Raw genomic sequence first — 25,061 nt, forward strand, 5'->3', positions numbered from 1 at the left:
TCACGCTCCTAACGGGCCCGCGGCCTTGACCTGGACGCGGCAGGCCTTCCCCGGCAGATAGGACAGCGGGACCTCCACCACCGATGTGATCCGCACCTGCTTGGGGTCAGCGCCCGCGCGGACCGCGGCGTCTGTCGCAGCCTGCACGGCGTCATCCACACAGGCCTCACGTCCATGCGCCTCGTACCGGTACACCCGGTCGACCGCGCCTGAGGCCTCGGCGATGGCAGCCCCGAAGGCATTCGCGACGGCGTGGTTGGGCGGACGGATGACCTCCGACACTCCGGGGACGGTGTCCGGGACCAGATGTGATCCTCCGCCGACCGTGATGAGCGGTACCGAGTTCCGACTGGCCTTCATCCGTTCCGACATGATCTGGACCTGTTCGTCCGTCCAGGCCAGCGCGGCACGCACCGTCGCCTCGTCCACGTGGGATGCCAGGGCCGGGTCGCCGAATCCTTTCAGCCTCCCGGCCCGCACTGAGATGTCGGACAGGGTCAGCGTGGATCCGCCTTGCACGAGCGCGTCGGAGACCACGCGGTAGCCGACCGAGCTCGGGCCGACGCGGACGTCGGCCCCACTGCCATGGACGACGGTTCCGCCGCCCAGCCCGATCGAGATCAGGTCCGGCATCCGGAAGTTCGTCCGAACACCCCCCACCTCGACGGCCGCGGAGGATTCCCGTGGGAAGCCGTCGACCAGGATTCCCACGTCGGCTGATGTTCCGCCTACGTCGATCACCAGTGCGTCGGACAATCTGGCCAGCGCACATGCTCCCCGCATCGAGTTCGTCGGACCCGAGCCCACAGTCAGGATCGGGAAGCGCTCTGCTTGCTCGGCCGTCATCAGCGTTCCGTCGTTCTGAGTCAGGTAGGACTCGACCTCGATGCCTTGACCGGTCAGGGCGGTGTGAAAGCCGTCAACGACCTGGCGCGCCACGCCCAGCAGGGCGGCGTTGAGGATCGTGGCGTTCTCCCGCTCCAGCAACCCGAGAGAGCCGACCTGGTGGCTCAGTGAGACCGGGAAGTCCGCGCCGAGCTCGGCGGCGATGAGCTCGGCAGCTCGTAGTTCGTGTTCGTTGTTGGCCGGGGCGAAAGCGCTGGCCACGGCGATGGCCGCGACTTGGCCGGCACAGTCGGCTGCGAACTTCGCGACGGCCTCGGCCGCGAGCGGCGCAATCTCCGTGCCGTCGTACTCGAATCCTCCGCCGACGATCGCGGACGGGCCGATCACGGTCTCGTGCAGATCTTGCGGCCAGGCGGCACCCGGCCGCACCGCCTGCGATGACGGAGCGGCCAACCGGAGCACACCGACCCGGCCGAGGTCACGGCGCTGAATGATGGCATTGGCTGGATGGGTCGTGCCCAGCATGGCTCTGGTGATCCGGCCGACGTCGACACCGATGATCACCTGCTGCAGGGCTGCGGTGATCCCGTCGAACGGGTCCGGTGTCGTAGCGGCCTTCGCCGACGCCACCACCGTGCCGGATTCGTCGACTACGACGGCGTCAGTGTTGGTCCCGCCGACGTCGATTCCGATGCGCAGAGAACTCACTGCCGGCCACCTCCCAGGGATACGTAGTCGACGTCGTATCCGAAAGCCCGAGGGCCCACGATGTCCAGGAACCCTTCGCGGTGCCACTCAGGGGCGCAGGGCAGGCCGATCACGTCGACGCGCTGGCCGTAGGCGAGCGCCTCAGTGGTGATCGGCTGGGCGTTCTCGTGGTCCAGCAGGCAGATCAGGTCGGGTGAGGTGATCACTGGGCGGTCGCCGTCGAACGCGATCAGGAACTCGTTCTGGATTTCCACCCGCATCGTCCGGTCGGGATCGCCGAAGTGCTCGATCGTCACGGTCCCCTTGGCGAACCCGTCGGTGGTGCGCCGGTCGAGATCGACGATCTTGCCGGAGAAGTATTTGCGTCCGTTGGCGAAAGACAGGAACTCGTCGTAGGCGCCCGTCTCGCCCCGCTGTACTGCCGCCAGGCGTTTGCCCAGCTCGGTGCAGTAGGTCATGGATCCGAGAATGCCGTGCTCGACGATCTGTCCCGCGGTCACCGGATAGCAGGAGATCGCGTTGGCCAGGCCGAGCATGATCGCCGTGCCGCGCGCCAACTTCTCCGAGACCTGATTGGTCGTCGTGGAAAAAACGACCACGTTGCCCTTCTCGTCCGCCATGCTCATGGGGCCGGCGGGTACCCCGGCCAAGGTGAACACGGTCATCTCCAGTTGCGGAAAGGCGCGGCGCATCGAGTCGGCGTCGATGACCGGCAGGTCCAGCTCGGCGGCGACCGCCAGCGGGATGAGCGTGTTCATGCCACCGACCTCGATCGGCATGATCGCCGCCGGCTTCTCGCCGAGGAAGTTGGCCAGCGACATCACAGCGCCGACGAACTCGGCTCCGGAAGGTACTTTCTCCAGAATCACGGTCGGCGCACCGATGACCGCGACGGTCAGCACGCGGTTGTCGGGCGCGAGTTCGGCGGCATCGATCACCGTCACCGGGCCGTGGTCCTCGATCGCCTGGCGGGCCATGAGCCGCGCGATGTAGGGGTCGCCACCGCCACCGGTGCCCAGTAGCGTGGCTCCCAGGGTCAGTTCGTCGATGTCGTCGACGGTCAGCAGTCGCATCCGATCCTCCTCGCGGGAAGCGCTGGATCCGGGACGCTATATCGCGCACTGGACGGCAATGTGTGCTGCGCGCACCATCGACGGCGGCACATTGGGCAACGGGCACAGCGTGCGGTGCCCTGCGGTGGTGCACCCTGCGAGCCCATGACGGCCGACAACCGACTCTTGGTCCTCACTCGTGCGGACATCGACGGGCTACTCGACCTCGACACGATGGTGCGAAGTCAGCGCACCGCTTTCGCGGCACTGGCCGGCGGTACAGCGGATCTGGCTCCGCGGGTGCTGCTACCCGATTCGGTCGGATCGGTGGCTTTCTGTTACGCGGCGCGGCTGTCTCCCGAGACGGGGGCCGTGGCCAAGATCGGAAGCGTCAACCCGGCCAACCGGGTCCGCGGAATACCCAGTGTTTCCGCGACAGTGCTGGTTCTCGACCCCGTCACCGGCAGGCCGCGGGCTCTGATCGACGGTGAGGGCATCACGACGGCTCGAACTGCGGCCGCCACCGCTCTTGCCGCTCAGGAGCTTGCCCGGCCGGGAGCCGCTCGGCTCGCTGTGTTGGGTTCCGGTACCCAGGGTCGCGCCCACATCCGTGCGCTGACCAGTCACTTGGGTTTGTCCGACGTACGGTTGTGGTCTCCCAACGAGCACCATCGGGAATGCGCCGCGCGGGAGCTGTCCGGGGAACCGGGAAGATCGGTCATACCCGTGGCGACGGCGGAGGCCGCGGTTTGTGGTGCGGACATCGTGGTTACCTGCACCACGAGCCGCGAGCCTGTGTTGCGTGCCGAATGGCTGACGCCCGGGGCGACCGTGCTGGGAGTCGGTTCGTTCGCGCCTGACCGTCGCGAGGTGGGCGACGATGTGCTTCGGAGTGCGGCCAGCGTCGTCGTCGACCACGCGGAAACTGCGGTGCGTCAGGCTGGGCCGATCGTGCACGCACTGGGAACCGGTGTGCGGCGCCGGGACGAACTCGTCGATCTCGGCGACGTGGTGCTCGGCAAGGTGTCCGGCCGGTACGCCGATTCGGACGTCGTCTTCTACAACAGCGTGGGGGTCGGGGTGCAAGACGCCGCGGTCGCGTGGTTGCTGCTCGAACGGGCTGAGGCCGGCTGCGCTGGGACTCGGATCGAATTGTGCTGATAGTCGGGGCGGTTGGGACTTCTCCAGTTCTCCCGCGGCGGCGCGTCGTAGCGAGCCAGCTTTGCCTGACAACCGGATCAGCTAGGTGCTGGCATTGCTTCCGTCCCAGTTGGCACGCCGAAGGCCGTCGACGGCAGGGGCCAGCGGCCCCTGATGGAACCCTGGACATGTCTCACGCACCGCCGCTTCCGGCGTCCATGCCGCGTGTGGACGCGCTTGCCGCTTGCTTCGGACTCGGGCAGTTTCTGGTGACCCGAACGGCGTTGGGGCACGTGCTCTGACCGCAGTCCTGGTCCGGGTGAAATCCGCAGATATCAGAAGAAAATCATCAGATCGGGCGAAACGTCCTATTCCTCTCGACATGTTGTTCTCCGTTTGTGGGTAAGTGCTCGAGCTGATTTGCTCAGCAGCACGCTCCGCGTACCGTGTCTCGGGCGATAGTCACCGGCGGAAGGGGAACGAATGTCAGAAGAGGTAGCCGGAACCGAACAGGGCGGGGATGGCGGCATCCATACCGACAAGCGAGGACTGCGCAAGGTCATCGGCGGGTCGGCGATCGGTAACGGCATCGAGTGGTACGACTACGCGATCTACGGTTTCCTGGCCAGCGCGATCCAGGCGAACTTCCTGCCCGCGCCGATGGACAAGTCCACGACCGGGACCATCATCACGTTCGTGATCTTCGCGGTTCCGTTCCTTTTCCGGCCGCTGGGCGGCGCCATTTTCGGCGCGCTCGGTGATCGCGTGGGCAGGCAGCGGATTCTTGCGCTGACCGTCTTGTTGATCTCCGGTGGAACTTTCCTGATCGGTGTCCTGCCGAATTTCAGTGTTCTCGGCTGGGTCGCACCGTTCATCTTGGTTCTGCTGCGCGTGGTCCAGGGTCTGGCCGCGGGCGGCGAATACGGCGGAGCGGCGACGTTCATGGCCGAGCACGCGCCGGACAACAAACGCGGCTTCTACGGCAGCTTCCTCGAGTTCGGCACCCTGTCCGGATTCCTGCTCGGTTCGCTGCTCGGTTCCGGGTTGCAGGCGTTCATGTCCGCCGAGACCTTCACCTCGTGGGGCTGGCGTATTCCGTTCCTGCTCGCCGCGCCGATCGGTCTGTTCGGTCTGTACATGCGGTCCAAGCTCGAGGAGAGCCCGGTGTTCACCGAGCTGGTCGCCGAGGGCAAGCAGGAGCACGAGACCAAGACGCAGCTGCGTGACCTGGTCAAGCACTGGAAGCCGATCGCGATCTGCGCGGGCATGGTGCTCATGCTCAACGTGCACAACTACACGTTGTTCGTCTACATGGTGGAGTACCTGGCCGACCCCGACCGCGGCGGTTTGTCCGGCAGCTGGAGCCTCGGCCTGACCGCCATCATGTACGCGGTGATGATGGTGCTCATGCCGTTCGGCGGTGCGGCATCGGACCGGTTCGGCCGCAAGCCGTCCTGGTACCTGTCCGGGATCAGCTTGTTCGTGCTCGCGTTGCCTGCGTTCTACTTCCTGCTGCACGGCAACCTGCTGGTCAAGATCATCGCCCTGTTGGTGCTGGGTATCTGCTACGTGCCGCAGCTGTCGACCATCTCCGCCACGTTCCCGTCGTTGTTCCCGACGCAGATTCGGTTCACCGCTTTTGCGTTGACCTACAACGTCGCGACCGCGGTGGCGGGTGGGCCGACCCCGGCGATCAACGAGGCACTGACGACGTCGTGGACGGACTACTTCCCGGCGTTCTACATGATGGGTGCCAGCATCATCGGTGTGATCGCGGTGTATTTCTCCCCGGAGACCGCGGGCGCGTCCCTGCGCGGCACCGAAGTTCCGGACGCCGCGCGCACCAAGGCACGCGCCGTTCCCGCCACGGCATAGCCGCAAGAAGACGCCACAAAACAGAAACGGGCTTTCCGCGAGTCGCGGGAAGCCCGTTTTCTTGACTGCTCTCGGTCAGGCCCGAGAGGAACGCTTGGGCAGGCGGAAGCCGCGCTTCGCCCACAGCGCCAGAGCGGAGGCGAGAACGAACGCCACACCGATCTCGGCTGCCAGCATGGTCACGAACGACTGGGTCAACGGATGCCTCCTTCTTACGTTGATCGGCCCCACCTGTTTCATCGCCTGGCTGCGCCCCGGTATTTCCCTCTCGCATGGTGAGACCGGTCACCTCGTCAACCGCCGATCGGCGTAATTCACTCGAGTGTCGTAACCGCCCGGATCGTCGTGCCAGCCGGCGCCACTTCGGGCTCAGTTCGACCGACCACAAGGGGGCGACATGGCCTAGGGGCGCGATGAAGAACAGAGCGACGAAGGATTCCGCTACGACGTCGCGATGCGCCAGGCGGATGCGTACGACAACGCGTCCGGCACAGCGAGAGGCGACGCAAGGCCCTCGCTCATCTCGTGCCGTCATTCCCGGCTGTCCTTGCCGAGGACCTTCTGCGCGACGCGGCTCAATACGGCGACTGCTGGCCTCCGCCGGTGCCGTGTTCGCCGCGTTTCAGACCGCCGGCATCGGCTGGCGGGCGACGCTCATCGTGTCCGGGCTCGGCGGCATCGTCCTGAAGTTCGTGCCGGCGGCCGCCGGGCGCGCAGTGGATCACCTACCTCTGACTGCTCGCGATCCAGGTGTTCTCATCCTCACGATGCTCCACACGACGGACTCCCGTGGGCTGAAAGTCCCGGCCGGAGGACCTCGCCGGGTGTCCGCAAGTCCCGCGCACGGCCGGACTTCCAGCAGCAGTGAGTGCGTCGCGCGGACTCGTAACGTTCGAGGACCGACGTGCGAGGCAGGGCGGAACGATGGGCGACGAGGTTCGCGACAGCGGTCATCCGATGATGGCCAAGGCCAAAGAACTGCTCCACGAGGGCAAAGTCCGCCGAATCACGGTGAAGGACGATCACGACAAGCTCGTGGTGGCCGTCCCGCTCGCCGTCGGTGTCGTTGCGTTCCTGGCGGCGCCGGTCGTCACCGCGGCAGGGGCGCTCGCGGCCGTGGCCGCCCGCTGGACCATCGACGTCGAGCGCCCCGGCGAGGAGGAGTCGTGATGAGCCAGCCGAAGACCTGGACCGTGGAGATCACCATCGACGAGCACGAGCGGCAGACCCGAGCGCGAGCGGAACTGCGCGGCCCGAACGTCACCGCGATGGCAGGCACCGGTTCGGCCCGACGGAACCCGCACGACCCCGACATCCCTGCGATCGGGGACGAGCTCGCCGTGGCGCGCGCCTTGGCGGACCTGTCGCACAAGCTGATCGAGCTCACCGCCTCGGACATCGAGGCGGTCACGCACGAGCCTGCGACGCTGTCCGAGTAGCGCTCAGCCGACCCGGAGGTCGCGGGCCCGACTGACCTCGCCGGAGACCTCGACGCTCACCACTCCGGGTACCGTCCGGGCGATGGCCTCCACCACGAGGCGCTCGGCGTGATCACGGAACCTCCCGGAAACGGTCACCACACCGGCCAGCGACGTCACCTGCCACGGGCTGCGCAAGCTCGTGTAATCGTTCAGCAACCGCGCGACCCCCGCCCGGATCGCGTCGTCGGGGCGCACCAGGGGACGCAACAGATCGCGCCTGCTGATGATGCCGACCAGCTCGCCGTCGGCAACCACTGGCAGGCATCGCAGATGCCGCTCGAGCATGTGGTGAACGATCTCGTGCGTGTCCGCGTCCGGAGCGACGACGTCGACCGGCTGCTTCATGACGTCGGCCACCGAACCCGCCATGCCGTCGTCCCGCTCGCTCGCGGCCAGTGCGTCCCGCTCGGTGATCACGCCGATCACCCGGTCGTCCTCGTCGACCACGGGCAGCCCGGCGAAGCCGTTGTCCACCAGCTCGTGAACAGCCTCGCGTAACGGGGTATTCGGTTGGACGGTGATGACCGGCCGGGTCATGATCTCGGCGGCGCGCATGACGTTCACCTTCTTCGCAACGTGGTACGGCGACGCTATGCCTCGACCGGCCGCAGTCGCCTCTGCCATTGGTCGGCGGCGACAGAGTCTTGTGAACCCTTCGACAGTCCCCAGCGACTCGGGACGTCTGGCACTGCGCACGGCGGCCGGGCCCGCGTGGAATCGAAACCGAGATCTTGTCCGTCAGAAAGGAGTCAGCCATGGGATTGCTCGCCACGCGGCGTCGCTCGCAGCCGATGCTGCCGACCATCTCCGAACTGTTCGACGCGTTCCCGGCGATCCCCAGCCTGCCTGGCCTGTTCGACACACACATGCCGTTGATCGAGGAAGAGCTGGACGACGACCGGTACACGCTACGGGCCGAGTTGCCGGGCATGGACCCGGAGAAGGACATCGCCGTGTCCGTGCAGAACGGCATGCTGACGATCGACGCCGAACGCACCGAGCGCGAGACCGACAAGACGCGGTCGGAGTTCCGCTACGGCCGGTTCACCCGCTCGATCACGCTGCCCGCCGGGGCGCAGGAAGACGACGTCCAGGCGACGTACGACAACGGCATCCTCACCGTCACGGTGGCGCTCGCCGAAGCGGCCGAGCCGGTCAAGCAGGTGAAGATCCAGTCCGGATCCAGGAACGCAGACCGGGAGTGACGATGACCGCACCGGGTCGGGAGACGTTGCTCGCCGCGTTGGCGCTCGCCGTGCACGCGCCGTCGGTGCACAACACGCAACCGTGGCGCTGGCGGTTCGGCCGGCGCAGCGTGCACCTGTACGCCGATCCGCTGCGGTGGCTTCCGGCCACCGACCCCGCCGAGCGCGACCTGCTGATGAGCTGCGGCGCCGCGCTGCACCACGCGCGAGTCGCGCTCGCCGCGCTCGGCTGGGCGGGCACCGTGCATCGCCTGCCCAACCCCGCCTACCCGGACCACCTGGCCGCGATCGAACTGCATCCACGCGAGCCGTCGCTCGAGGTGCTGGCAATGGCAACGGCCATTCCGCACCGGCGGTCGGATCGTCGTCGATACGCGTCGTGGCCGGTGCCGCAGGCGCGCTACCGCGAGTACAGCGGGCTGGCTGCCGCTGAGGGAGTCGTGCTGCACGTGGTGTCACAAGGCCGCGACCGGACGAGGGTGGTCGAGGCCATCGCGAAAGCCGACCAGCTGCAGCGCAGCAATCCCCAGGCGGCCGAGGAGCTGGCCAGGTGGAGCGGTCGCGGCCGGTGGGCGGAAGACGGTGTGCCGGCCGCCAGCGTGAGTGAGGCAGCCAGCTACGGCGACCTCAGATTGCGTCCCTACGCCGGCACGCCCGACACCCCTGGGCCGTCCGACGGAGCCGGGGAGCTGCTCGTGCTCGGCACCGCATCGGACGACCGGGTCGCTGCCTTGAAGGCCGGTGAAGCGGCCAGTGCGGTGCTACTGGCCGCCACCACCGACGGCCTGGCCAGCTGTCCGCTGACCCAGCCGCTGGAGGTCGGCAGCACGCGCGCCAGGATGACCGATGTGCTCGGCGGCGACCTCGTCCCGCACATGATCATCCGTATTGGCTGGCCCACGCTCGCCGGCCACCCGTTGCCCAAGACCCCACGACGGCCGGCGGACGAGGTGCTCGACCCGCAGCCGGCGTGACGCAGGTGGGTCCGTTCGGTCGTCCAGCTACGGACTTGTGGCCCTGGCCGCCTGCCGGCCGCTGCGGGAGCGTCGAGCCATGGGAGCGCAGGCCTGGATGAGGACCTGGGGAGCCACCGCGGACGAGATCGGTCGCGAACTCCCCGGCGACGACCTGCTGCCGGACGCCGACGTGACCACCACCCGCGCCATCAGCATCCAGGCGCGGCCGCAGGACGTGTGGCCGTGGATCGCGCAACTCGGCCAGGGCCGTGGCCGGTTCTACAGCTACGACGCGGTCGCGAATCTGGCCGGCTGCCGTATCCACAGCGCGGACCACATCGAGCCGGACTGGCAGGACGTCCACGCCGACGACGCCGTCCGCCTCCATCCGAGGATCGCGATGACCGTCGCGGACGTCGAGCCGCTCGAACACCTGGTCCTCCGCGTGCCGCGGGATGCCGAGCCACCGGCCCCGTTCGACTTCACCTGGAGCTTCGTCATCGTCCCGAACGGCGAGGGAACCCGCCTGCTCGTGCGGGAGCGGTACCGCCACACGCGCCGTTGGTCGGCCGTCGCGACCGTTCCCGTCCAGCTCATCAGCTTCGTCATGCACCGCAAGATGCTGCGCGGCCTCGCCGAGCGCGCGCGGCGAACCACTTCGAGGGAGGCCTTGTGAACACACCGTTGCGGGGCAACGCGCCCATCACCGTAGGAATCGACGACTCCCAACGCGCGATCGTGGCCGCCCGGTGGGCCGCCTCCGCTGCTGCCCACCGGCACGCGCCGCTGCGACTGCTGCACGCCACCGGCTACACCGAGGCCGTCGCGGGCGCGCTGCCACCTGCCCAACGACTCTGGGAGGAGTTGCAGCGAGCAGGCGCCGACGCGCTGGCGCTGGCGATGCGCGCGGTACGGGAAACGGCCGACGTGCCGGTCGAAGAGGTGCTGGTGGACGACCCGCCCGCGCGAGCCCTGCTGAAAGCGGCCAAGGACAGCCGCATGGTCGTCATCGGCGGGTCCGGCCACCCGGGGGCCGTCAAGGGCCTGCTCGTCGGTTCCCTGGCGACGCAGCTGTCCGGCCACGCCGAAGCCCCGGTCGCGGTGATCCGCGGCGACAACGCCGACCGCCGTCCGGAGCGCGAGCCGATCGTCGTCGGCGTGGACGGCAGCCCGCTGTCGACCGCGGCGATCGCGGCGGCCTTCGAGGAGGCGGCCCTGCGCAACGCGCCGCTGGTCGCCGTGCACGTCTGGAGCGACACGGACACCAGCCAGGTGTTCAACCGAACCCGGATGATGTTCGACTGGGAACCGATCGAGCGGTCGGCCGAGCGGCTGCTCGCCGAGCAGCTCGCCGGCTGGGGCGAGAAGTATCCGGACGTGCCCGTGCAGCGGCGGATCGTGCGCGACCGCCCGGCGCACGCCCTGCTGGAGGAAGGTGAGCACGCCCAGCTGATCGTGGTGGGCAGCCGCGGCCGCGGTGGTTTCCGCGGACTGCTGTTCGGCTCGACCAGCCAGAACCTGATCCACCACGCCGCCTGCCCGGTCCTGGTCGTGCGACCGACGGGAGAGTTCCCGTGACCACGACAGTCGACCGCGAACGCGGCCCCGAGCCCTATCCGGCGCGCATCTCGGCCCGGCTCGACGAACCGTTGTCGCGCTGGCTGTGGTTGGTGAAATGGATCCTGGCCATCCCGCACTACTTCGTGCTGGCGTTGCTGTGGCTCGCCTACGTCGTGCTGACACTGGTCGCCGGGGTGGCGATCCTGTTCACCGGCCGCTACCCGCGGTCGATCTTCGACTTCAACGTCGGGGTGATGCGCTGGTCGTGGCGGGTGCACTACTACACCTACGCCGCGTTGGGCACCGACCGGTACCCGCCGTTCACGTTGGCCGAGGTGCCGGACTACCCGGCCAAGCTCACCGTCGACTACCCGGAGCAGCTGAACCGTCCGTTGGTGCTGGTCAAGTGGTTGCTGGTCATCCCGCACCTGATCATCGTCGGGGTGTTCGCAGGCGGCGGTATCTGGCTGACCACCACGACCGACACGGGGCCGCGCGGGTTCCAGTGGGCGGCGGGCGGCCTGATCGGCGTGCTGGTGCTGTTCGCCGCGATCGCGTTGCTGTTCACCGGCCGGTATCCGCGGCCGATCTTCGACTTCGTGCTGGGCATGGACCGGTGGGTGGTGCGCACCGGTGCCTACTTCGCGCTGATGACCGACGAGTACCCCCCGTTCCGGATGGACCTGGGCGAGACCGAACCCGAAGCACCGGCCCCGGTCCCGCACGAGCCGCCGCCGGAGCCCGTTCCGCACCGGTGGACGGCAGGGAAGGTCACCATGGTGGTGATCGGTGCGCTGCTCGCCCTGATCTCGATGGGCACGGTGACCGGTGGGGTCACGCTGCTGTACTACGACCAGGTCCACCGCGAGGACGGATTCGTGTCCACGTCGCGGACGTTCAGCACCGACGGCTACGCCATCGCGGGCAACGAGATCGAGACCGGCGTGGCGGGGGAGGGCGAAGTCGCGGTGCTACGGGCGTTGGTCGGTGACGTCCGGGTCGAGGTGCGGCCCGTCGGCGACGAGCCGGTGTTCGTGGGCGTCGCCCCGGCGGCCGCGGCCGACCGTTATCTGCAGGGCGTGAGCCACATCGAGGTGGACAACTTCGACAACGCCCCGGTCGAGCGCGCGGGAGCGGGTGTGCTGTCTCCACCCGGGGACAGCGAGTTCTGGGCGGTCAGCGCCTCCGGCACCGGGCCGCAGGCCGTGACATGGTCCGCGGCACCGGGCGACTGGGTCGTCGTGGTCACCAACGCCGACGGCTCTCCCGGTGTGACGGCCACGGTGGAGGTCGGTGCGGAAGTGCCCGCGCTCCCGCTGGTGGCGGTCGGTCTGCTGGTGCTCAGCGCCGTCCTGCTGGTGATCGGTGGCGCGCTCATCGCGGTGGCCATCAACCGGGCGACCGCGCCGCAGGAGACCAGCAGTGCGTGAAAGTCCGAAGGTCCTGCCGGGATGGGGTTCTCGGCAACGTCGACAAGTCTGTTTTCGCAGGTAACGTCGGGATTGTGGAGGTGTGACGATGAGTAAGGTCACCGTTGCCGACGTCATGACGACCGACGTGGTCACGGTCCCGCCGACGGCACCGTTCAAGGAAGTGGCGCGGGTGCTGGTCAGCCGCGGGATCAGCGCGGTTCCGGTGGTCGACGAGGAGTCGACACTGCTCGGTGTGGTCTCCGAGGCCGACCTGCTGGTGAAGGAGAGCGGCATTCGTCGCAAGATGCCGTCGATGCTGGCGGGCACCAAGCTGTGGCGGAAATGGGTGAAGGCCCGCGCCACCACGGCAGGCGAGGTGATGACGCCGACGGTGAAGTCGATCGAACCGACGGCGTCGCTGGACCAGGCGGCCCGGCGGTTGACCGACGAGGGGCTGCGCCGGTTGTTCGTCGTCGACCACGGCAGACTCGTCGGGGTCTTAGCCAGGCGGGATGCCCTGCGCGCCTTCCTGACCGGCGACGAGGAGCTGGCCGACAACATCCGCACCCACGTCCTGCGGGACGCGCTGTGGCTCGACCCCAAGGACATCGTCGTGTCGGTGCAGGACGGCGTCGTGACGCTCAGCGGGACGGTCGAGCGGCGCAGTGACGCCCAGCTGGCCGAGACGGTGACCGCGCGGACGCCGGGCGTGGTGGAAGTGCACAACGAGTTGGTGTTCCGCATCGACGACCGCGACGTCGAGGAGGACATGGCTGCGGCGCGCCGAAGGTGGCGGCGCTCGCAGGAAGGGTTCGAGTCCGATGGCTGACAACTCGCGCGTGGTCCCGGTCGAGGTGCCGCATCCGGAGCGGACCGCGGTGGTGAGCGGCACGGTGGCCGAGCCCCGGATAGGGGAGTTCCTCGGGCAGGCGTTCCGGGCCGTCAGCCAGGTGGTTGCCCAGCAGGGAGTGCAGATCGTCGGTCCGCCGTTCGCGCGCTATCACCGTCGGGGCGACGGGCGTTTCGACGTGGAGGCCGGTTTTCCCGTTTCGGGCTACATCTGGACCGTGGACGCCGTCCGCTCATCCGTCCTCCCACCCGGAACTCGGGCGACGGTGGTGCGCGAGGGTGCCTACGAGGAGATGGTGCCGGACTACGCGGAGCTCACCGCGTGGGTTCGTGACCACGGTGGAACGCCGCACGGGGACGCGTGGGAGGTCTACCTCACCGAACCCGACCCGGACGATCCGTCGGCGGCGCGCACGCAGATCGTCCAGCCGTATCACGTGGAGTCAGCGGCTGGACGTGCGCCCGCCAACCAGTGAGGCGAGCCGATTGCCCCACGCAGCCGCGCGCTGGATCTCGCCGTCGACCAGCGGGCCGTTCTTGTCCGCCACGTAGAAGGTTTCGGGTCGCGTGACCAGCCGGCAACCGGCGTGCTTGAGGTGGCGTGCTGCGCCACGTGCGGCCGACCCGGGCAGGCGCGGCTTGTGCATCTTGGTGTCGAATGTGGCCGCGGCTACCGCCACGGGCCCAAGCGAACGGAGCCATTCCCGGATGCCGTCACCGGAGGACACCGTTGCTTGCTCGGAGCGAGCGTCACGGCGTGTGGTCGCCCGGGACATGCTGAACGCGTGCGTGGGACCGCCGACGACGAGCAGGTCGATGTCGTCGGCGATGGTGGCGGGTGCCGAACCCACCTCGACGACGTCGACGCGCGCCGTTCCCGCGAGGCCTTGCCCGATCGCCTCGGCGATTTCCTGTGTGTTGCCGTACATCGATTCGTAGACCACGAGTGCATGCATCCTTCCAGCGTCGTCCCGGCCGGAGGCGCTGGGCAGTGCGCTAAGTCGTCTGGTCACAGGGGCGAAAGGTCCCATGCGTTGCGGACTTTGCGAGCTGCCGTTGCGGCGCTGTGGTGAGCAGGCTGCTGGGTAGGCGAGCAAGGAGTTGCCCGATGACACAGCACACCCGTCGCGGCTGGACGATGGCGCAGCGGCGTGAGGTCACCGACGCGGTGAACCGTTCGCCCGCGGTGTCCGGCCCGCTCCCGTGGCGGCTGCGGTTCGTCGACGGCGCCGTGGAGGTGGTTCGCGGCGACTGGGACGACGAGTCGTCCGGGAACGGTCTCGGTCGGGATCGGCTGGTCTCCTGTGGTGCGGCCGTGGCGACGTTGGAACTGGCGTTGCGGCGCGAGGGGCTTCGTTTCTCGATGCAGCTGGACCCGGATCACGGCTCCGAGGTGCTGGCGCGGGTCGAGATCAACGGTGAGCTTCCTGCGTCCGCGGGGGAGCGTGAGCTTTACGCGGCGATCTATCTGCGGCACAGCCACCGGCAGCCGTTCAGCCCGCTGCCGGTGGACCACGACCTGTGCGAGCGCATCATCGCGCGGCACGGCGTGACGGACACCCAGGTTCTGCGCATCGCCGAGCCTGCTCTCGGTGCGATCGCGCGCCTTCTCACCTACGCCGCGGGCGCCGTTCGCTCCGATACCGCCTATCAGCGCGACCTCGCAGCGTGGACCATGCCCGCCGTGCGGTCCGAGCTCGACACGTTGCCGTGGGCGCTGGTTCGGACCACGACCCATCTGCCCGACCAGCCCACGCTCGAACAGCGGCTGCGCGAGCAGACCACGTTACTGGTGATCACCGAGGACGACGCGCGAGTCGACCATCTACGGGCTGGTATCGCGATGCAACGTGTGTGGTTGGCAGCGGTGGCGAACGGTCTTGCGGCGTCCGTTCACACGCAGTCGTTGTACCTGCCCGAGGTGCGGGCAGGGCTCGTCGAACAGCTCGGCCTGGCGGGGTATCCGCACCTGCTGATGCGCCTGGGGTATCCGGCTTGACGTGCGGAAAGTCCCGGCTGTTGAGGACTTGCGGCCAGGGTCCGGCCGGCCAGGAGCGGCCTAACGTCGAAGCATGAATCCGAGTCAGAACAAGCCGTTCGTGGTGGGCGTCGACGGTTCCGATCAGGCGCGGCAAGCCGTCCGCTGGGCGGTGCGCGCGGCCACCCTACGCGAGGCGCCCGTGTTGTTGACGCATGCGCTCGGGGTCCCTGACTACTACGCCGGGGTCCTGCCGCCGACACCGAAGGTGCTCGATGCGGTATGGGCACGGGGCAACGCTCTGCTGGAGGAGGCGGCCGACTTCGCCAAGAGCCTCGGCGCGGTCGACGTGCGCACGCACATACGGGACGAGAGCCCCAATGTGGTGCTGCTCGAGGCTTCGGTCGGGGCACATGCCCTGGTGATCGGCGCGCCGGAACACAGCCGGATCGCCGACATGTTGGTGCTGGGACCGCTGGCGCCCCAGCTGGCCGCGCACGCGCGGTGCCCGCTGGTCGTGGTGCACGGACAACAGGACGAGGCGGCCGAAGGTCCGGTCGTGGTCGGCGTGGACGGGTCGGAGTTGTCCGAGCGGGCGATCTCGGTGGCGTTCGACGAGGCCGCGACCCGGGGGGCGCCGTTGACCGCGGTGCACGCCTGGCCAGGCTGGTACGCCGAGGCGATTCTCGCCGAACCGCTTCCGGACTGGCCGCCGCTGGAGCGCATCGAGCAGGAAATCCTCACCGACCGGTTGGCCGACTGGTCGAAGAAGTACCCCAGTGTGACCGTGCGCCGGGAAGTGGTGCAGCAGAGCCCGGGCGCCGCGCTGATCGAGTCCAGCAAGCACGCGCAACTGGTCGTGGTCGGTAGCCGGGGCCGCGGCGGGTTCGGCGGACTGTTGCTCGGGTCGACCAGCCAGAAGTTGATCTACCACGCGGCCAGTCCGGTGATGGTGGTGCGCCCCGACGAGACAGGGGAGTAGCCGGCGTGCGGCGGGGGCGGTCGGTCACGGCTACCGATGCGCCCGCGCCCGAGGCGCCGGTACGCACCGCGGCCGCGCACGCCACCGACCGTGTGCCGATCGCTGCGCCCTCGGACCGGGTCGCCGACCTGTATGCGGGGATGCGAGGTCAGCGGTTCGACAGCGCCGACGTCGTCGCGGTCTGCGACGGGACACGACTGGTCGGGCTCGTGACCATCGAGCGGCTGTTGGCTGCCCGGCCCGAGGCGCGGGTAGCCGACGTGATGGACGCCGACCCGCCACGGATCGCGCCCAGGACGGAGCAGGAGAAGGTGGCGTGGGCCGCCGTGCAGCACAGTGAGCCCGGACTGGCGGTGGTGGACGGCGACGGCCGTTTCGTCGGCCTGGTGCCACCGCAGCGGCTGCTCGGGGTGCTGCTGGCCGAACACGACGAGGACATCGCGCGGCTCGGCGGCTTTCTGGCCTCGACCGACCGGGCACGGCTCGCGATCACCGAACCGATCCACCGTCGGCTGTGGCATCGCCTGCCGTGGTTGCTGGTCGGGCTCGTCGGCGCGCTGCTGTCCGCGGTACTGGTCGGTGCGTTCGAGGCGCAGCTGCAGCAGCAGGTGCTGATCGCCTTGTTCGTGCCGGGAGTCGTCTACATCGCCGACGCCGTCGGTACGCAGACCGAGGCGTTGATCATCCGCGGCCTGTCCGTCGGGGCCAGGGTGGTTCGCGTTGCCCTGCGGGAGGCCGTGACCGGGGTCGTGCTCGGCATGCTGCTGGCACTGCTGGCGTTGCCGGTGATCTGGGGTGTCTGGGGACTGTTCGAGCTCGCGCTGGCCGTCGCCGTTGCGGTGCTCGCCGCGTCCGGCATCGCCACGCTCATCGCGATGGCACTGCCGTGGCTGTTCGACCGGATCGGTGTCGACCCCGCCTACGGTTCCGGCCCGCTGGCCACCGTCGTGCAGGATCTGCTGTCGGTGCTGATCTACTTCGTCGCGGTGTCCTGGATCGCGCTGTAGCGGCGGAACCGTTTGAGGCTCCGGTCGAACACGGTGAGCGCCAGCAGCACCAGGGCGATGGCGAGCAGTGCCCACCCCAGGGTGTGCAGGCCCGCGGTGCTGGGTTCGTGGCCGAAACTGCGTGCGATCAGGGCGGAAGCGGCCAGTGCCCCGACGTACTGGGCGGTGCGGAACAGTCCGCTGGCGGTGCCCATGTCCTCTGCGGGCGCCTGGCTGTACAACGCGGTCTGATTGGTCACGCTGGACAGGCCTTGGCCGACGCCGAAGATCGCCCCGAGGCCGACCAGCGCGAGGATCCACGTCCCGGCACCCAGGAACAACAGCAGCGCCGAACCGGCGGCGAGCGCCAGCGAATTGGTGATCAGCCGAGCCCGGACGGTGTGCGGGTTCGAGCTGAAGGCCGCCGCCAGCACGGCCACGACCGACATCGGAAGGAGCAGTGCGCCCGCGGCCGAGGGGGACAGGCCGCGGACGGACTCGAGCCACTGGACGTAGCCGAACATGATCGCGTAGACGATCAGCAGCGCGAGAGCTTGTCGTAGGTAAGTGCGCAGCAGTGGACCGTTCGTGGCCAGCTTGCGGACGTCGACGAACGGCCGGCCTACCCGCAGTTCCACCCAGGTGAACACGCTCGCGACCACGGCGAAGACGGCGAGCAGATACGCCTTGCGCCACTGCGGGTCCATCACGAACAGCAACAGAACGACGATGGCGACGGAGAACAGCAGGATGCCCGCCACGTCGACCGGTTGCCGCGTGTCGCGGCGGCGATCGTCGCGCGGAACCCACAGCACCGTGAACAGCAGCGCGGCAGCGGCGAGCGGGACGTTGACGGCGAAAATCGCGGGCCAGCCGAACAGGGCGATGAGCGCGCCGCCCAATGGCGGGCCGAGCACCATCACCGTCTGGTTCGAGATGGCCAGCACCGACAACAGCCGCCCGGGGACGCCTTGCCCGGTCGCGTCGGTGTGCGCGCGCAGCGCGGCCATGGCTGCGGGGAACCCCGCGCACGTGCCCATGCCGAGCAGCACACGAACGCCGACCAGCCACTCCAGCGAGATGGCCAGCATTCCCGCGATGCCTGCGACGATGACCGCGCTCATGCCGATGATCAGCACGCGACGCGCGCCGAAGCGGTCGACGAACAGGCCCATGACCGGCTGACCGACGGCCGAGACGAGGTACAGGGCCGTGACCAGCCAGGCGGTCCGGGCGGGCCCGGCGCCGAACGTCTCGCCGATGGGCACCAGTGCGACGGAGATCAGGGTGGTGTTGAGGGGATTGAGATAGGAGCTCGACACCAGCGCAGCCGCGAGGCGTTTGCCGATGCGCGCGGGCGCCGCAGGCTGCGCAGGGGCGATGGGTCTCGCCGTCGTACTCACACTCCCTCGGTCTTGATCGGGCGGTGCCGGCTAGTGCTGGATCAACTTCTGCAGCACCGGCAGGGCCTTGGCCAGGGTGACCCGGTCGGAGGGAGTCATGGTCGTCAGCGCCTCCGCGATCCATTCCTCGCGGTGTTCGAGCAGCCCGCGCACCGCTTTGTCGCCGAGCGCGGACAGCGAGATCACCACGCGGCGCCCGTCCTTGGGGTCGCGGCTGCGCTCGAGATACCCCAGTTCGTCCAGGGCGGCGAGGATGGGTCCGATCGACTGCTGGCGGACGCGCTCGGCCGCGGCGAGCTGGCCCGGCGTGCTCGGCCCCTCCCGGTGCAGGCGGACCAGCAGCGCGGTCTGGGACGGCGTGAGGACTGCGCCGTTGTCGACCTGACGCAGGCGTCGATGCAGCTGACCGACCGTGCCGCGGATCTCGGCCGCCAACCGCATGATCTCCGGGGTCACTCCTGGCATATATGAAGGCTAAACTGATAAGTCCAGACTGAGCAAATTCATGGCGTCCGGATGGGTGCCGTTGGGGCGGGGTTCTGCGGTGCGCCCGTCAACGCGAGGCGGTGCCGGACCTCGCGCCTCAACGACGGCCACTGGCTGGTGCGGTGCTCGGGCGAGACGTGGCCCAGACATCCGTCGCGGCGACCGGGGTGCGCTCGTGGCGAGGTGCCGTTGGCCGCCCGGCATAGCGGGCCACCGCGCCGGGCGGCCAGGTGTGCGGGCCGGGTGACTGGGTTCAGTGCCGTCACGGTCCGAGCAGCCGTCCCCGGCGCATGGTCGGTGGCCGGGCTACTGCGGCCGCGGCCAATGCGGCGCGGAGATGACCTTGGCCCTGGTGACGCCGGGGACGGCTTCCGCGACGACCTGCGCGATGTGTCGGTCCTGCGGGTCGTCGAACTGGTCGATGACGATGGCTTCGCCCTCACGCACCGAAACGGTGTAGCGCCCGGGGCCGCCCAACATCGCCAGGTGACGGCGCAGGTCGGCGGCGATCTCCCGGTCGGTGCGGCGCAGCACGCGCAGCAGGTCGCGCCGGGTCACGATGCCGACCAGCCGGTCGTCGTCCACGATCGGCACGCAGCGCCGGTGCTCCCGCACCATCATCTCGGCCAGCTGCGCGACGTCCATGGTGGACGAGCAGACCACCGGCGGCGCGGTCATCACCTCGCCGACCTTCTTCGGGGGAGCCTCGCGTGCGTCGTCCTCCGGTGTGCGGTAGCGCGGGTCGCGCGGGAACTGTTCCCGCAGCAGGTCGGCTTCGGTGACGATGCCGATGATGCGCTCTTGCTCGTCCACCACCGGCATCGCCGTGAATCCCCGGCGCGACAGCAGATCCGCGGCTTCCTTGACGGTCGTGGACTCCGGTACCGCAAGAACCGGATGCGACATGATGTCCCGGACGCGCATGCCATCTCCCCTCCGTCCACTGACGGTAGAGCGACGCCGCGTGGCAGCACCGCGTCCGCAGGAACCGATTTCCGAGGACCTTCGGCCTTGCGGGGACACCCTGTCGATCGAACACGCGCAGGTGGCGAGGACATTGGACCCTTCCAGGCCGCCTCCACCGCTGCCTACCGTCGGAGCACCCGGAGTTGGGAGGACGCCATGTCCGTCACCAGGCCGCCGAACACCCCGAAGCTGCCGCCGCGGTGGTTCGTCCGGGGTGCGTGGTCCGTCCATCGCGCGCTCTACCGAGTGCTGCCGGGCAAGGCAGGCTTGTGGGGTCCCCGCGGGCCGCGGTGGGGCACGATGCGGGTCACCGCGACAGGTCGCAAGTCCGGGCAGCCACGCTCGGTGATCCTTGGCTATGTCGAGGACGGCGACGACCTCGTCACCTTGGCGATGAACGGCTGGGCGAACCCTGAACCGGCGTGGTGGCTCAACCTGCAAGCCAACCCGGAAGCGACGGTCGAGCTCGTCGGCGGCGAGCGGAGGGTACGGGCGCGCGCGGCGGCCGGGGAGGAGCGCGACCGGCTCTGGGCGCGGTGGCGCGACTACGAGCCGAAGCCCGACGAGCACGCCGCACTCCGGGACGGCGAGACCGCGGTGGTCGTGCTCGAGCCCGTCCTGGATGCTACTCGCCGCCGACCCAGTCGTCGTAGAACGGCGGCATCTGCGAAGCACGGCTGGTGAAGTTCGGCTTGCGCTTCTCCAGGAATGCCTGCACGCCCTCCTTGCCGTCGCCCAGGCTCGTGTAGAACATGCCGAGCGAGTCGATGCGATGTGCCTCGACCGGATGTGGCTGCGCCGCATTGCGCCGCATCATTTGCCGGGTCAAGGCGATGGCGACGGCGGACCGGCCGCGCGTCCACGCGTCGACGATCTCCTTCGCGCGGGGCAGCAGGGCGTCGGCCTCGTGCACTTCGTCGACCAGCCCGAGTGAACACGCGGTCTCGGCGTCGTAGATGTCTGCGCGGTACGCCACGTCGAGAGCCGTCGACATGCCGACCAGACGCGGGAGGAACCACGTCGAAGCGGCCTCCGGCACGACACCCAGCCTGCCGAACACCAGCCCGACTCGGGCCGACGTCGACGCGATCCGGCGGTCCATGGCCAAGGTCATGGTCGCGCCGATCCCCACCGCGGGCCCGTTGATCGCCGCCAGTACCGGCTTGCGACAGTCGTGGATCGCCAGTGTCACCCGCCCGCCGAGGTCGCGGATCCGCGCCAGCGCCGGATCGTCGAGATCCGCCATGTCCGCCAGGGTCGGCGTCGCCGTCTCGTCGAGGCCGAACACATTGCCCTCGCTCGACAGGTCCATGCCGGCACAGAAACCGCGGCCCTTTCCGGTCACGATCACGGCCCGCACGTCATCGTCGCCGTTGACCTGCCGGAACGTCTGCTCGAGCTCGTTGGCCATGGTGACGGTGAAGGCGTTGAGCTTGTCGGGGCGATCAAGGGTGACCACGAGGATTCCGTCGGTGACCTCGTGCCGCAGCGTCTGGAAGGTCATGTACCGAACAGTACAAGGTTCCGGTCGGCGCGCTCACGCCGAGATCAACCGGACGTGATCCTGGGGTCGTACGGCACCAGATACGCCACCGTGGGGCTGGGCCGGCGCCGGTGTCCGAGCAGGAATCCGACGAGCCCACCGATCACCGCTGCCACCAGGGGAGTGGCCGCGCGTTTGCCGAGCGGACCGGCCAGGGTGGACAGCACGTCCAACGACGCCTGTTCGGCCGCAGGCACCGCAGACCGCTCCGCTTGCGGGGTGCTCGGCTGCGGCTGCTCGCCCCCGGCAATCATCGACTCCAGTCGCCGCACGAAGTCGTCGACCAGTGTGTTGCTGACCTCCGCCAGCAGCGAGCGACCGAACTGAGCCGCGCGACCGCTGACGGACAGATCGGTGGCGACGTCGACACGGGTGGCCGAGCCGTCCGCGGTGAGCTGCATGGTGATGACGGCGGAGGCGATCCCGGCGCCCTTGGCTTCCTTGCCGCGTGCCTCGACCACCGCGCGATGCGCGACGTCGTCCCGCTCCCGGAAGTACGCCACCCCCTGGTAGTTGGCGTTCACCGGACCGATGCGTGCGGACACCTTGCCGTGGTAGGTCCCGTCCACCACGTCGTCGAGCTGCGCGCCGGGCAGGCAGGTGGCCACTTTCGGCAGGTCCGTCAGCAGCTCCCACGCCTGTTCGACGGGCAGCTGCACGCGAAACTGGTGCTGCAACGCGATCATGTCAGGCTCCTTGCTGCTCGGCGGGCCAGTAGTCGACCGGGCCGAGCAGACGACTGGTCATCGACGCCACGATCGGGCCGTCCGCTTCCGACGCGGCCTTGACCTGCTGCCACTCCTCGTCGTTCTGGAAGGCCTGCCACGCCTTCTTGCGCGCCTCGGCATCCGGGAACTTCAGCAGGTAGACGATGCGGTTCGGATCCTTCTCGTCGACCCAGAAGCCGGCGACCTCCAGGCCGTGCCGCGCGAAGAGCGCCAGCGTCTTGTCCCGGAACCGCCGGTGCAGCTTGTCCGCGGCCCCTGGGTGCGCGACGTACTCGCGGAGCTCGTAGATCATCCGACGTCCTCCAATGCTCGGCTGGTTGCGTTGCGGACTGCGGCGGCGACGGTGCGGGCGACGAGCGTGCCGGCGACGTGACCCGGTTGGCCAAGCCCGCCGAGGGCTCCGGTTTCGTCCGCACGCCGACGCCCTATCCACAGCTTCCTGCGGCCGAGCGGCACATGGCGGACCACCTCGTGGCGCGACGCCTGCTGGTGCACGACCGCGCACCCGACGGCACCCACGTGGTCGAGTTCGCGCACCAGGCACTGATCGACCACTGGCCCAGGCTGCGCGAATGGCTGGCCGCAGACCGCGAGTTCCTGGTCTGGCTGCACGAAACCGAACGGCAAGCCTCGGACTGGCACCGATCGGGCCGGGACAGCGGTGAGTTGCTCCGCGGTCGTGCGCTGTCGCACGCCCAGCAGTGGGTGGCGGACCGCGAAGAATCGGTGCCGCCGTTGGTGCGCGAGTTCGTGGCGGCGGGCGCGGCACGCAACCGCCGTGACCGTCGCATCCGGCGGGGCGTGGTGGCGGCACTGTCCGTCGTGGTCATCGCCGCGGTGATGTTCGGGATCCTGGCGAGGTATCAGGCCGCGGTGTCGGAAGCCGAGCGCGCCAGTGCCGCCTCCCACTCGCTGTCGGCGTTGTCGCTCAGCTCGCTGGACTCCGACCCCGCGTGGGCGATCATGCTGGCGTTGGCCGCGCACCGGTCCGAACCCGGCCAGCACACCGAATCCGCGCTGTTGCAGTCGTACTTCGTGTATCGGGGCGCCACCACGGTGTTGTCCGGCGCGTCCGGATCGATCGAGGACGTCGACGCCAGCGCCGACGGTCGTGTCATCGCGGCGCGCAGCAACGGCGGCGTGGTCACGGTATGGCTGCGTAGCCCGGACAAAGCGCCCCGAGTGCGACACGTGCTCGGCACGCAGACGTATGACATCGACGTTGCCGAAGACGGAAGCGGCATCCTGCTGATCGAGAAGGACAAGACCTCTTTCTACGACATCGCCCTCGGCCGTAAAACGTGGTCTGTCCCCGTCGGTGGGGACCAGGTCCGTGCGCGGATCAACGGTGCGGACGTCGCCGTGCAATCCGCAGACGGCGAGCAGGGCTCGATCCAACTGTGGCGGGTGGACGGTGGCAAACCGCGGTTGGTCGGGGAGCGGAAGGCAGCCGGAACGGTAGTGGTCGAAGGCTTCACCTCATGGAGTGGAGTCGTGTTGATGGACCGCGACCGCGGTGCCCGGTCGCTGACGGTGTGGGATGCCGAGTCCGGAAAAGTCCGCCGGATCGGCCGCGAGTTGCCGGCGGACGCAACCCTGGTCGGGATCCGTGAACGTGCAGGCGGCGGGTCAGTCTCGAAAGACCACGTCGTGACGTGCACGAACGATGCGGCACTAGCCGGCAGCACCCTGGCCAGGGTCTCGCTGCGCGATGGGTCGGTCGCCCGCACAGTCGACGCTCCGGCCAACTGCGTCGGCGCCACGGCCCACGGAGGTTCGGTCGTGGTGATCTCCGATGGCTGGCTCGCCGTCGACCTCGACTCGGGCACGACGATTCCACTCGGAGGGCCGCACGAGATGAGGGAGGCGTCGGTGCTGGGGGTGTTGATCAACGACGGGGGCGGCAACTCCTTGGTGCGCTACGACCTCCAGAAGATCGTCGTCCAGCCGGTGCCGTCCACTCCCGGAACCTCCGGTGCACAGGTCCTCGACGGGGGCAGAGGGATCCTGACGCCGAACGGCAAGCACCTGATCACCATCGGCTACCCACGCTCGGCGGAGCCGGGGACCGACATGCCGGTGATGGTGACCGACACCCGTGACGATCGGGTGGTGGCGACCGCTCCGGTCGGCATGGACGTCGGCAACGAGCCGGTCGATCTGAAGTACACCATCAGCCAGGACGGAACCCTGCTGGCCGTCGCGTACCAAGACGACGTGGTCGTTCGGCGCCTGCCCGATCTGAAACACCTGGCGACTTTCCGTCGCGAACCACCGAAGGAGGAGAAGTACCTCGAGCCACCCCGCTTCGTGGGTGACCGGCTGATGATCGCGCACGGTGCTCGGGTCACGTGGTGGGATCCGCGGACCGGCAAGCGAGTGGCGTCGCTCGACCTGACTCAGCACGGAGTTCCCGACGACGAGGCCGATCTCGTGCGGATCATGCCGCATGCCCGGGCCGACCGGCTGGCCGTCATGCGTCCGGACGTCGACGAGATCAGGATCGTCGACCGAGCCGGCCGCACCGTGGATGCGGTGGCCACGGCCGGTCCGCCGGAGTGGGTCACCTTCGACCGCTCCGGCACCTACGCCGCCATCCTGATCAAGGGCGAGGGCGTGGTGGTGCTGGACTTGCACCGCAAGAAGCGCGTGCTCGGGCCGATCCTCGTCCAGAAGACGTTGGCGGGAAACCTCCCGCTGATCCGCTTCCTCGACGAGCCCGGACGCCTCGTCGTGGCCTCCGGTCCCTCGCTGAGCTACTACCGAGTGGGCTCTGAGCGTCCGGAGCGCGTGCTCGAAGTCGGTGTCCAGGGCGGGTTCAACCGGTCCATGCAACACCGGGCTATTGGAGCGACTGTAGCTGCTCGGCGAACACCTCGGCTGGTGTCTTCCACCCGAGGACTTT

At 68.9% G+C, this 25,061-nt stretch carries 26 protein-coding genes and 1 pseudogene; 16 read left to right on the plus strand and 11 right to left on the minus strand.

Translation table 11 applies throughout. From position 1 onward, the window contains the following. Both YWM_RS0114740 and YWM_RS0114745 read right to left on the minus strand, forming a co-directional pair. Window positions 1-1,554: a hydantoinase/oxoprolinase N-terminal domain-containing protein gene (locus YWM_RS0114740; protein ID WP_028851368.1), complete on the minus strand. Its 1,554-nt coding sequence runs from the start codon at window positions 1,552-1,554 to the stop codon at window positions 1-3. After that, the gene (locus YWM_RS0114745) at window positions 1,551-2,627 is read right to left on the minus strand and encodes an S-methyl thiohydantoin desulfurase family protein (protein WP_028851369.1); all 1,077 of its coding nucleotides are present in this window, start codon (window positions 2,625-2,627) and stop codon (window positions 1,551-1,553) included. The genes YWM_RS0114740 and YWM_RS0114745 overlap by 4 nt, the downstream gene beginning before the upstream one ends. A 144-nt stretch (window positions 2,628-2,771) precedes the next feature. Between YWM_RS0114745 and YWM_RS0114750 the strand changes: the two genes are divergently transcribed. Further along, a complete protein-coding gene (locus YWM_RS0114750; protein WP_028851370.1) occupies window positions 2,772-3,767 on the plus strand; it encodes an ornithine cyclodeaminase family protein in 996 nt (331 codons plus the stop codon). A 462-nt stretch (window positions 3,768-4,229) separates the two neighbouring features. Then, window positions 4,230-5,621 carry an MFS transporter gene (locus YWM_RS0114755; protein ID WP_028851371.1) on the plus strand — a complete coding sequence of 464 codons (1,392 nt, stop codon included), beginning with the start codon at window positions 4,230-4,232 and terminating at the stop codon, window positions 5,619-5,621. Between the two features lie 75 nt (window positions 5,622-5,696). Here the strand turns inward: YWM_RS0114755 and YWM_RS27075 are convergent, their stop codons facing one another. Further along, entirely contained in the window at window positions 5,697-5,819 is a 123-nt protein-coding gene (locus YWM_RS27075) for a hypothetical protein (protein WP_281168821.1), read from the minus strand. 726 nt (window positions 5,820-6,545) lie between these two features. Between YWM_RS27075 and YWM_RS0114765 the strand changes: the two genes are divergently transcribed. Further along, the gene (locus YWM_RS0114765) at window positions 6,546-6,791 is read left to right on the plus strand and encodes a DUF4342 domain-containing protein (protein WP_028851372.1); all 246 of its coding nucleotides are present in this window, start codon (window positions 6,546-6,548) and stop codon (window positions 6,789-6,791) included. Further along, window positions 6,791-7,060, plus strand: coding sequence for a DUF1876 domain-containing protein (locus tag YWM_RS0114770; protein WP_028851373.1), 270 nt, complete (start codon window positions 6,791-6,793; stop codon window positions 7,058-7,060). Before YWM_RS0114765 ends, YWM_RS0114770 begins: the two co-directional genes overlap by 1 nt. 3 nt (window positions 7,061-7,063) lie before the next feature. Here the strand turns inward: YWM_RS0114770 and YWM_RS0114775 are convergent, their stop codons facing one another. After that, window positions 7,064-7,657, minus strand: coding sequence for a CBS domain-containing protein (locus tag YWM_RS0114775; RefSeq protein ID WP_028851374.1), 594 nt, complete (start codon window positions 7,655-7,657; stop codon window positions 7,064-7,066). Window positions 7,658-7,857: 200 nt separating this feature from the next. Here YWM_RS0114775 and YWM_RS0114780 point away from each other — a divergent pair, with 200 nt between their 5' ends. The 7 genes from YWM_RS0114780 (at window position 7,858) to YWM_RS23815 (ending at window position 13,560) form a co-directional block, all read left to right on the plus strand. Continuing rightward, on the plus strand, window positions 7,858-8,307 hold the full coding sequence (locus YWM_RS0114780) for an Hsp20/alpha crystallin family protein (protein WP_028851375.1): 450 nt from the start codon (window positions 7,858-7,860) through the stop codon (window positions 8,305-8,307). 2 nt (window positions 8,308-8,309) lie between these two features. After that, window positions 8,310-9,281 (plus strand): Acg family FMN-binding oxidoreductase, encoded by a 972-nt coding sequence (locus YWM_RS0114785; RefSeq protein ID WP_028851376.1) that lies wholly within the window; start codon window positions 8,310-8,312, stop codon window positions 9,279-9,281. Window positions 9,282-9,360: 79 nt separating this feature from the next. Continuing rightward, a complete protein-coding gene (locus YWM_RS23805; protein ID WP_052344924.1) occupies window positions 9,361-9,939 on the plus strand; it encodes a hypothetical protein in 579 nt (192 codons plus the stop codon). Beyond that, entirely contained in the window at window positions 9,936-10,841 is a 906-nt protein-coding gene (locus YWM_RS0114795) for a universal stress protein (RefSeq protein ID WP_028851377.1), read from the plus strand. Before YWM_RS23805 ends, YWM_RS0114795 begins: the two co-directional genes overlap by 4 nt. After that, window positions 10,838-12,253, plus strand: a complete 1,416-nt coding sequence (locus YWM_RS0114800; protein WP_052344925.1) for a DUF4389 domain-containing protein — start codon at window positions 10,838-10,840, stop codon at window positions 12,251-12,253. Before YWM_RS0114795 ends, YWM_RS0114800 begins: the two co-directional genes overlap by 4 nt. 88 nt (window positions 12,254-12,341) lie before the next feature. Continuing rightward, complete coding sequence (locus YWM_RS23810; protein ID WP_084612427.1) at window positions 12,342-13,064, plus strand: CBS domain-containing protein; 723 nt, start codon at window positions 12,342-12,344, stop codon at window positions 13,062-13,064. Next, window positions 13,057-13,560 (plus strand): GyrI-like domain-containing protein, encoded by a 504-nt coding sequence (locus YWM_RS23815; RefSeq protein WP_052344926.1) that lies wholly within the window; start codon window positions 13,057-13,059, stop codon window positions 13,558-13,560. Before YWM_RS23810 ends, YWM_RS23815 begins: the two co-directional genes overlap by 8 nt. Here YWM_RS23815 and YWM_RS0114815 read toward each other — a convergent pair. Then, the gene (locus tag YWM_RS0114815) at window positions 13,528-14,040 is read right to left on the minus strand and encodes a flavodoxin family protein (protein ID WP_028851379.1); all 513 of its coding nucleotides are present in this window, start codon (window positions 14,038-14,040) and stop codon (window positions 13,528-13,530) included. The two genes, YWM_RS23815 and YWM_RS0114815, sit on opposite strands and share 33 nt — an antisense overlap. Before the next feature lie 152 nt (window positions 14,041-14,192). On the opposite strand from YWM_RS0114815, the gene YWM_RS23820 reads away from it, so the two are divergent. The 3 genes from YWM_RS23820 (at window position 14,193) to YWM_RS0114830 (ending at window position 17,051) form a co-directional block, all read left to right on the plus strand. Next, the gene (locus YWM_RS23820) at window positions 14,193-15,083 is read left to right on the plus strand and encodes a nitroreductase family protein (protein WP_043661205.1); all 891 of its coding nucleotides are present in this window, start codon (window positions 14,193-14,195) and stop codon (window positions 15,081-15,083) included. Window positions 15,084-15,156: 73 nt separating this feature from the next. Continuing rightward, on the plus strand, window positions 15,157-16,044 hold the full coding sequence (locus YWM_RS0114825) for a universal stress protein (RefSeq protein WP_028851380.1): 888 nt from the start codon (window positions 15,157-15,159) through the stop codon (window positions 16,042-16,044). Window positions 16,045-16,049: 5 nt separating this feature from the next. Next, the gene (locus YWM_RS0114830) at window positions 16,050-17,051 is read left to right on the plus strand and encodes a magnesium transporter (protein WP_028851381.1); all 1,002 of its coding nucleotides are present in this window, start codon (window positions 16,050-16,052) and stop codon (window positions 17,049-17,051) included. On the opposite strand, the gene YWM_RS23825 is transcribed toward YWM_RS0114830, so the two are convergent. The 3 genes from YWM_RS23825 to YWM_RS0114845 all read right to left on the minus strand — a co-directional run bounded on the left by YWM_RS23825 (window position 17,018) and on the right by YWM_RS0114845 (window position 19,843). Continuing rightward, window positions 17,018-18,433 carry an MFS transporter gene (locus YWM_RS23825; RefSeq protein ID WP_425426561.1) on the minus strand — a complete coding sequence of 472 codons (1,416 nt, stop codon included), beginning with the start codon at window positions 18,431-18,433 and terminating at the stop codon, window positions 17,018-17,020. The genes YWM_RS0114830 and YWM_RS23825 overlap by 34 nt on opposite strands. Before the next feature lie 30 nt (window positions 18,434-18,463). Further along, window positions 18,464-18,898 (minus strand): MarR family winged helix-turn-helix transcriptional regulator, encoded by a 435-nt coding sequence (locus YWM_RS0114840; protein WP_028851382.1) that lies wholly within the window; start codon window positions 18,896-18,898, stop codon window positions 18,464-18,466. Between the two features lie 327 nt (window positions 18,899-19,225). Next, complete coding sequence (locus YWM_RS0114845) at window positions 19,226-19,843, minus strand: CBS domain-containing protein (protein ID WP_043661178.1); 618 nt, start codon at window positions 19,841-19,843, stop codon at window positions 19,226-19,228. A 198-nt stretch (window positions 19,844-20,041) separates the two neighbouring features. Here YWM_RS0114845 and YWM_RS23830 point away from each other — a divergent pair, with 198 nt between their 5' ends. Next, window positions 20,042-20,569, plus strand: coding sequence for a nitroreductase/quinone reductase family protein (locus YWM_RS23830; protein WP_052344927.1), 528 nt, complete (start codon window positions 20,042-20,044; stop codon window positions 20,567-20,569). Here the strand turns inward: YWM_RS23830 and YWM_RS0114855 are convergent. Genes YWM_RS0114855 through YWM_RS23835 form a run of 3 tightly spaced genes read right to left on the minus strand, consistent with a single transcriptional unit; the run spans window position 20,511 to window position 22,448 of the window. Further along, a complete protein-coding gene (locus YWM_RS0114855) occupies window positions 20,511-21,389 on the minus strand; it encodes a crotonase/enoyl-CoA hydratase family protein (protein WP_028851384.1) in 879 nt (292 codons plus the stop codon). The genes YWM_RS23830 and YWM_RS0114855 overlap by 59 nt on opposite strands. A gap of 44 nt (window positions 21,390-21,433) precedes the next feature. Next, complete coding sequence (locus YWM_RS0114860) at window positions 21,434-22,114, minus strand: SRPBCC family protein (RefSeq protein WP_052344928.1); 681 nt, start codon at window positions 22,112-22,114, stop codon at window positions 21,434-21,436. 1 nt (window position 22,115) lies between these two features. Next, window positions 22,116-22,448: an NIPSNAP family protein gene (locus YWM_RS23835; protein WP_043661179.1), complete on the minus strand. Its 333-nt coding sequence runs from the start codon at window positions 22,446-22,448 to the stop codon at window positions 22,116-22,118. 77 nt (window positions 22,449-22,525) lie between these two features. Here YWM_RS23835 and YWM_RS27115 point away from each other — a divergent pair. Then, a pseudogene (locus YWM_RS27115) lies at window positions 22,526-22,756 on the plus strand (nSTAND1 domain-containing NTPase); the annotation flags it as partial. Between the last annotated feature and the right edge of the window lie 2,305 nt (window positions 22,757-25,061).

Origin of the sequence: Thermocrispum municipale DSM 44069, assembly GCF_000427825.1 — a bacterium.
Taxonomy (GTDB): domain Bacteria; phylum Actinomycetota; class Actinomycetes; order Mycobacteriales; family Pseudonocardiaceae; genus Thermocrispum; species Thermocrispum municipale.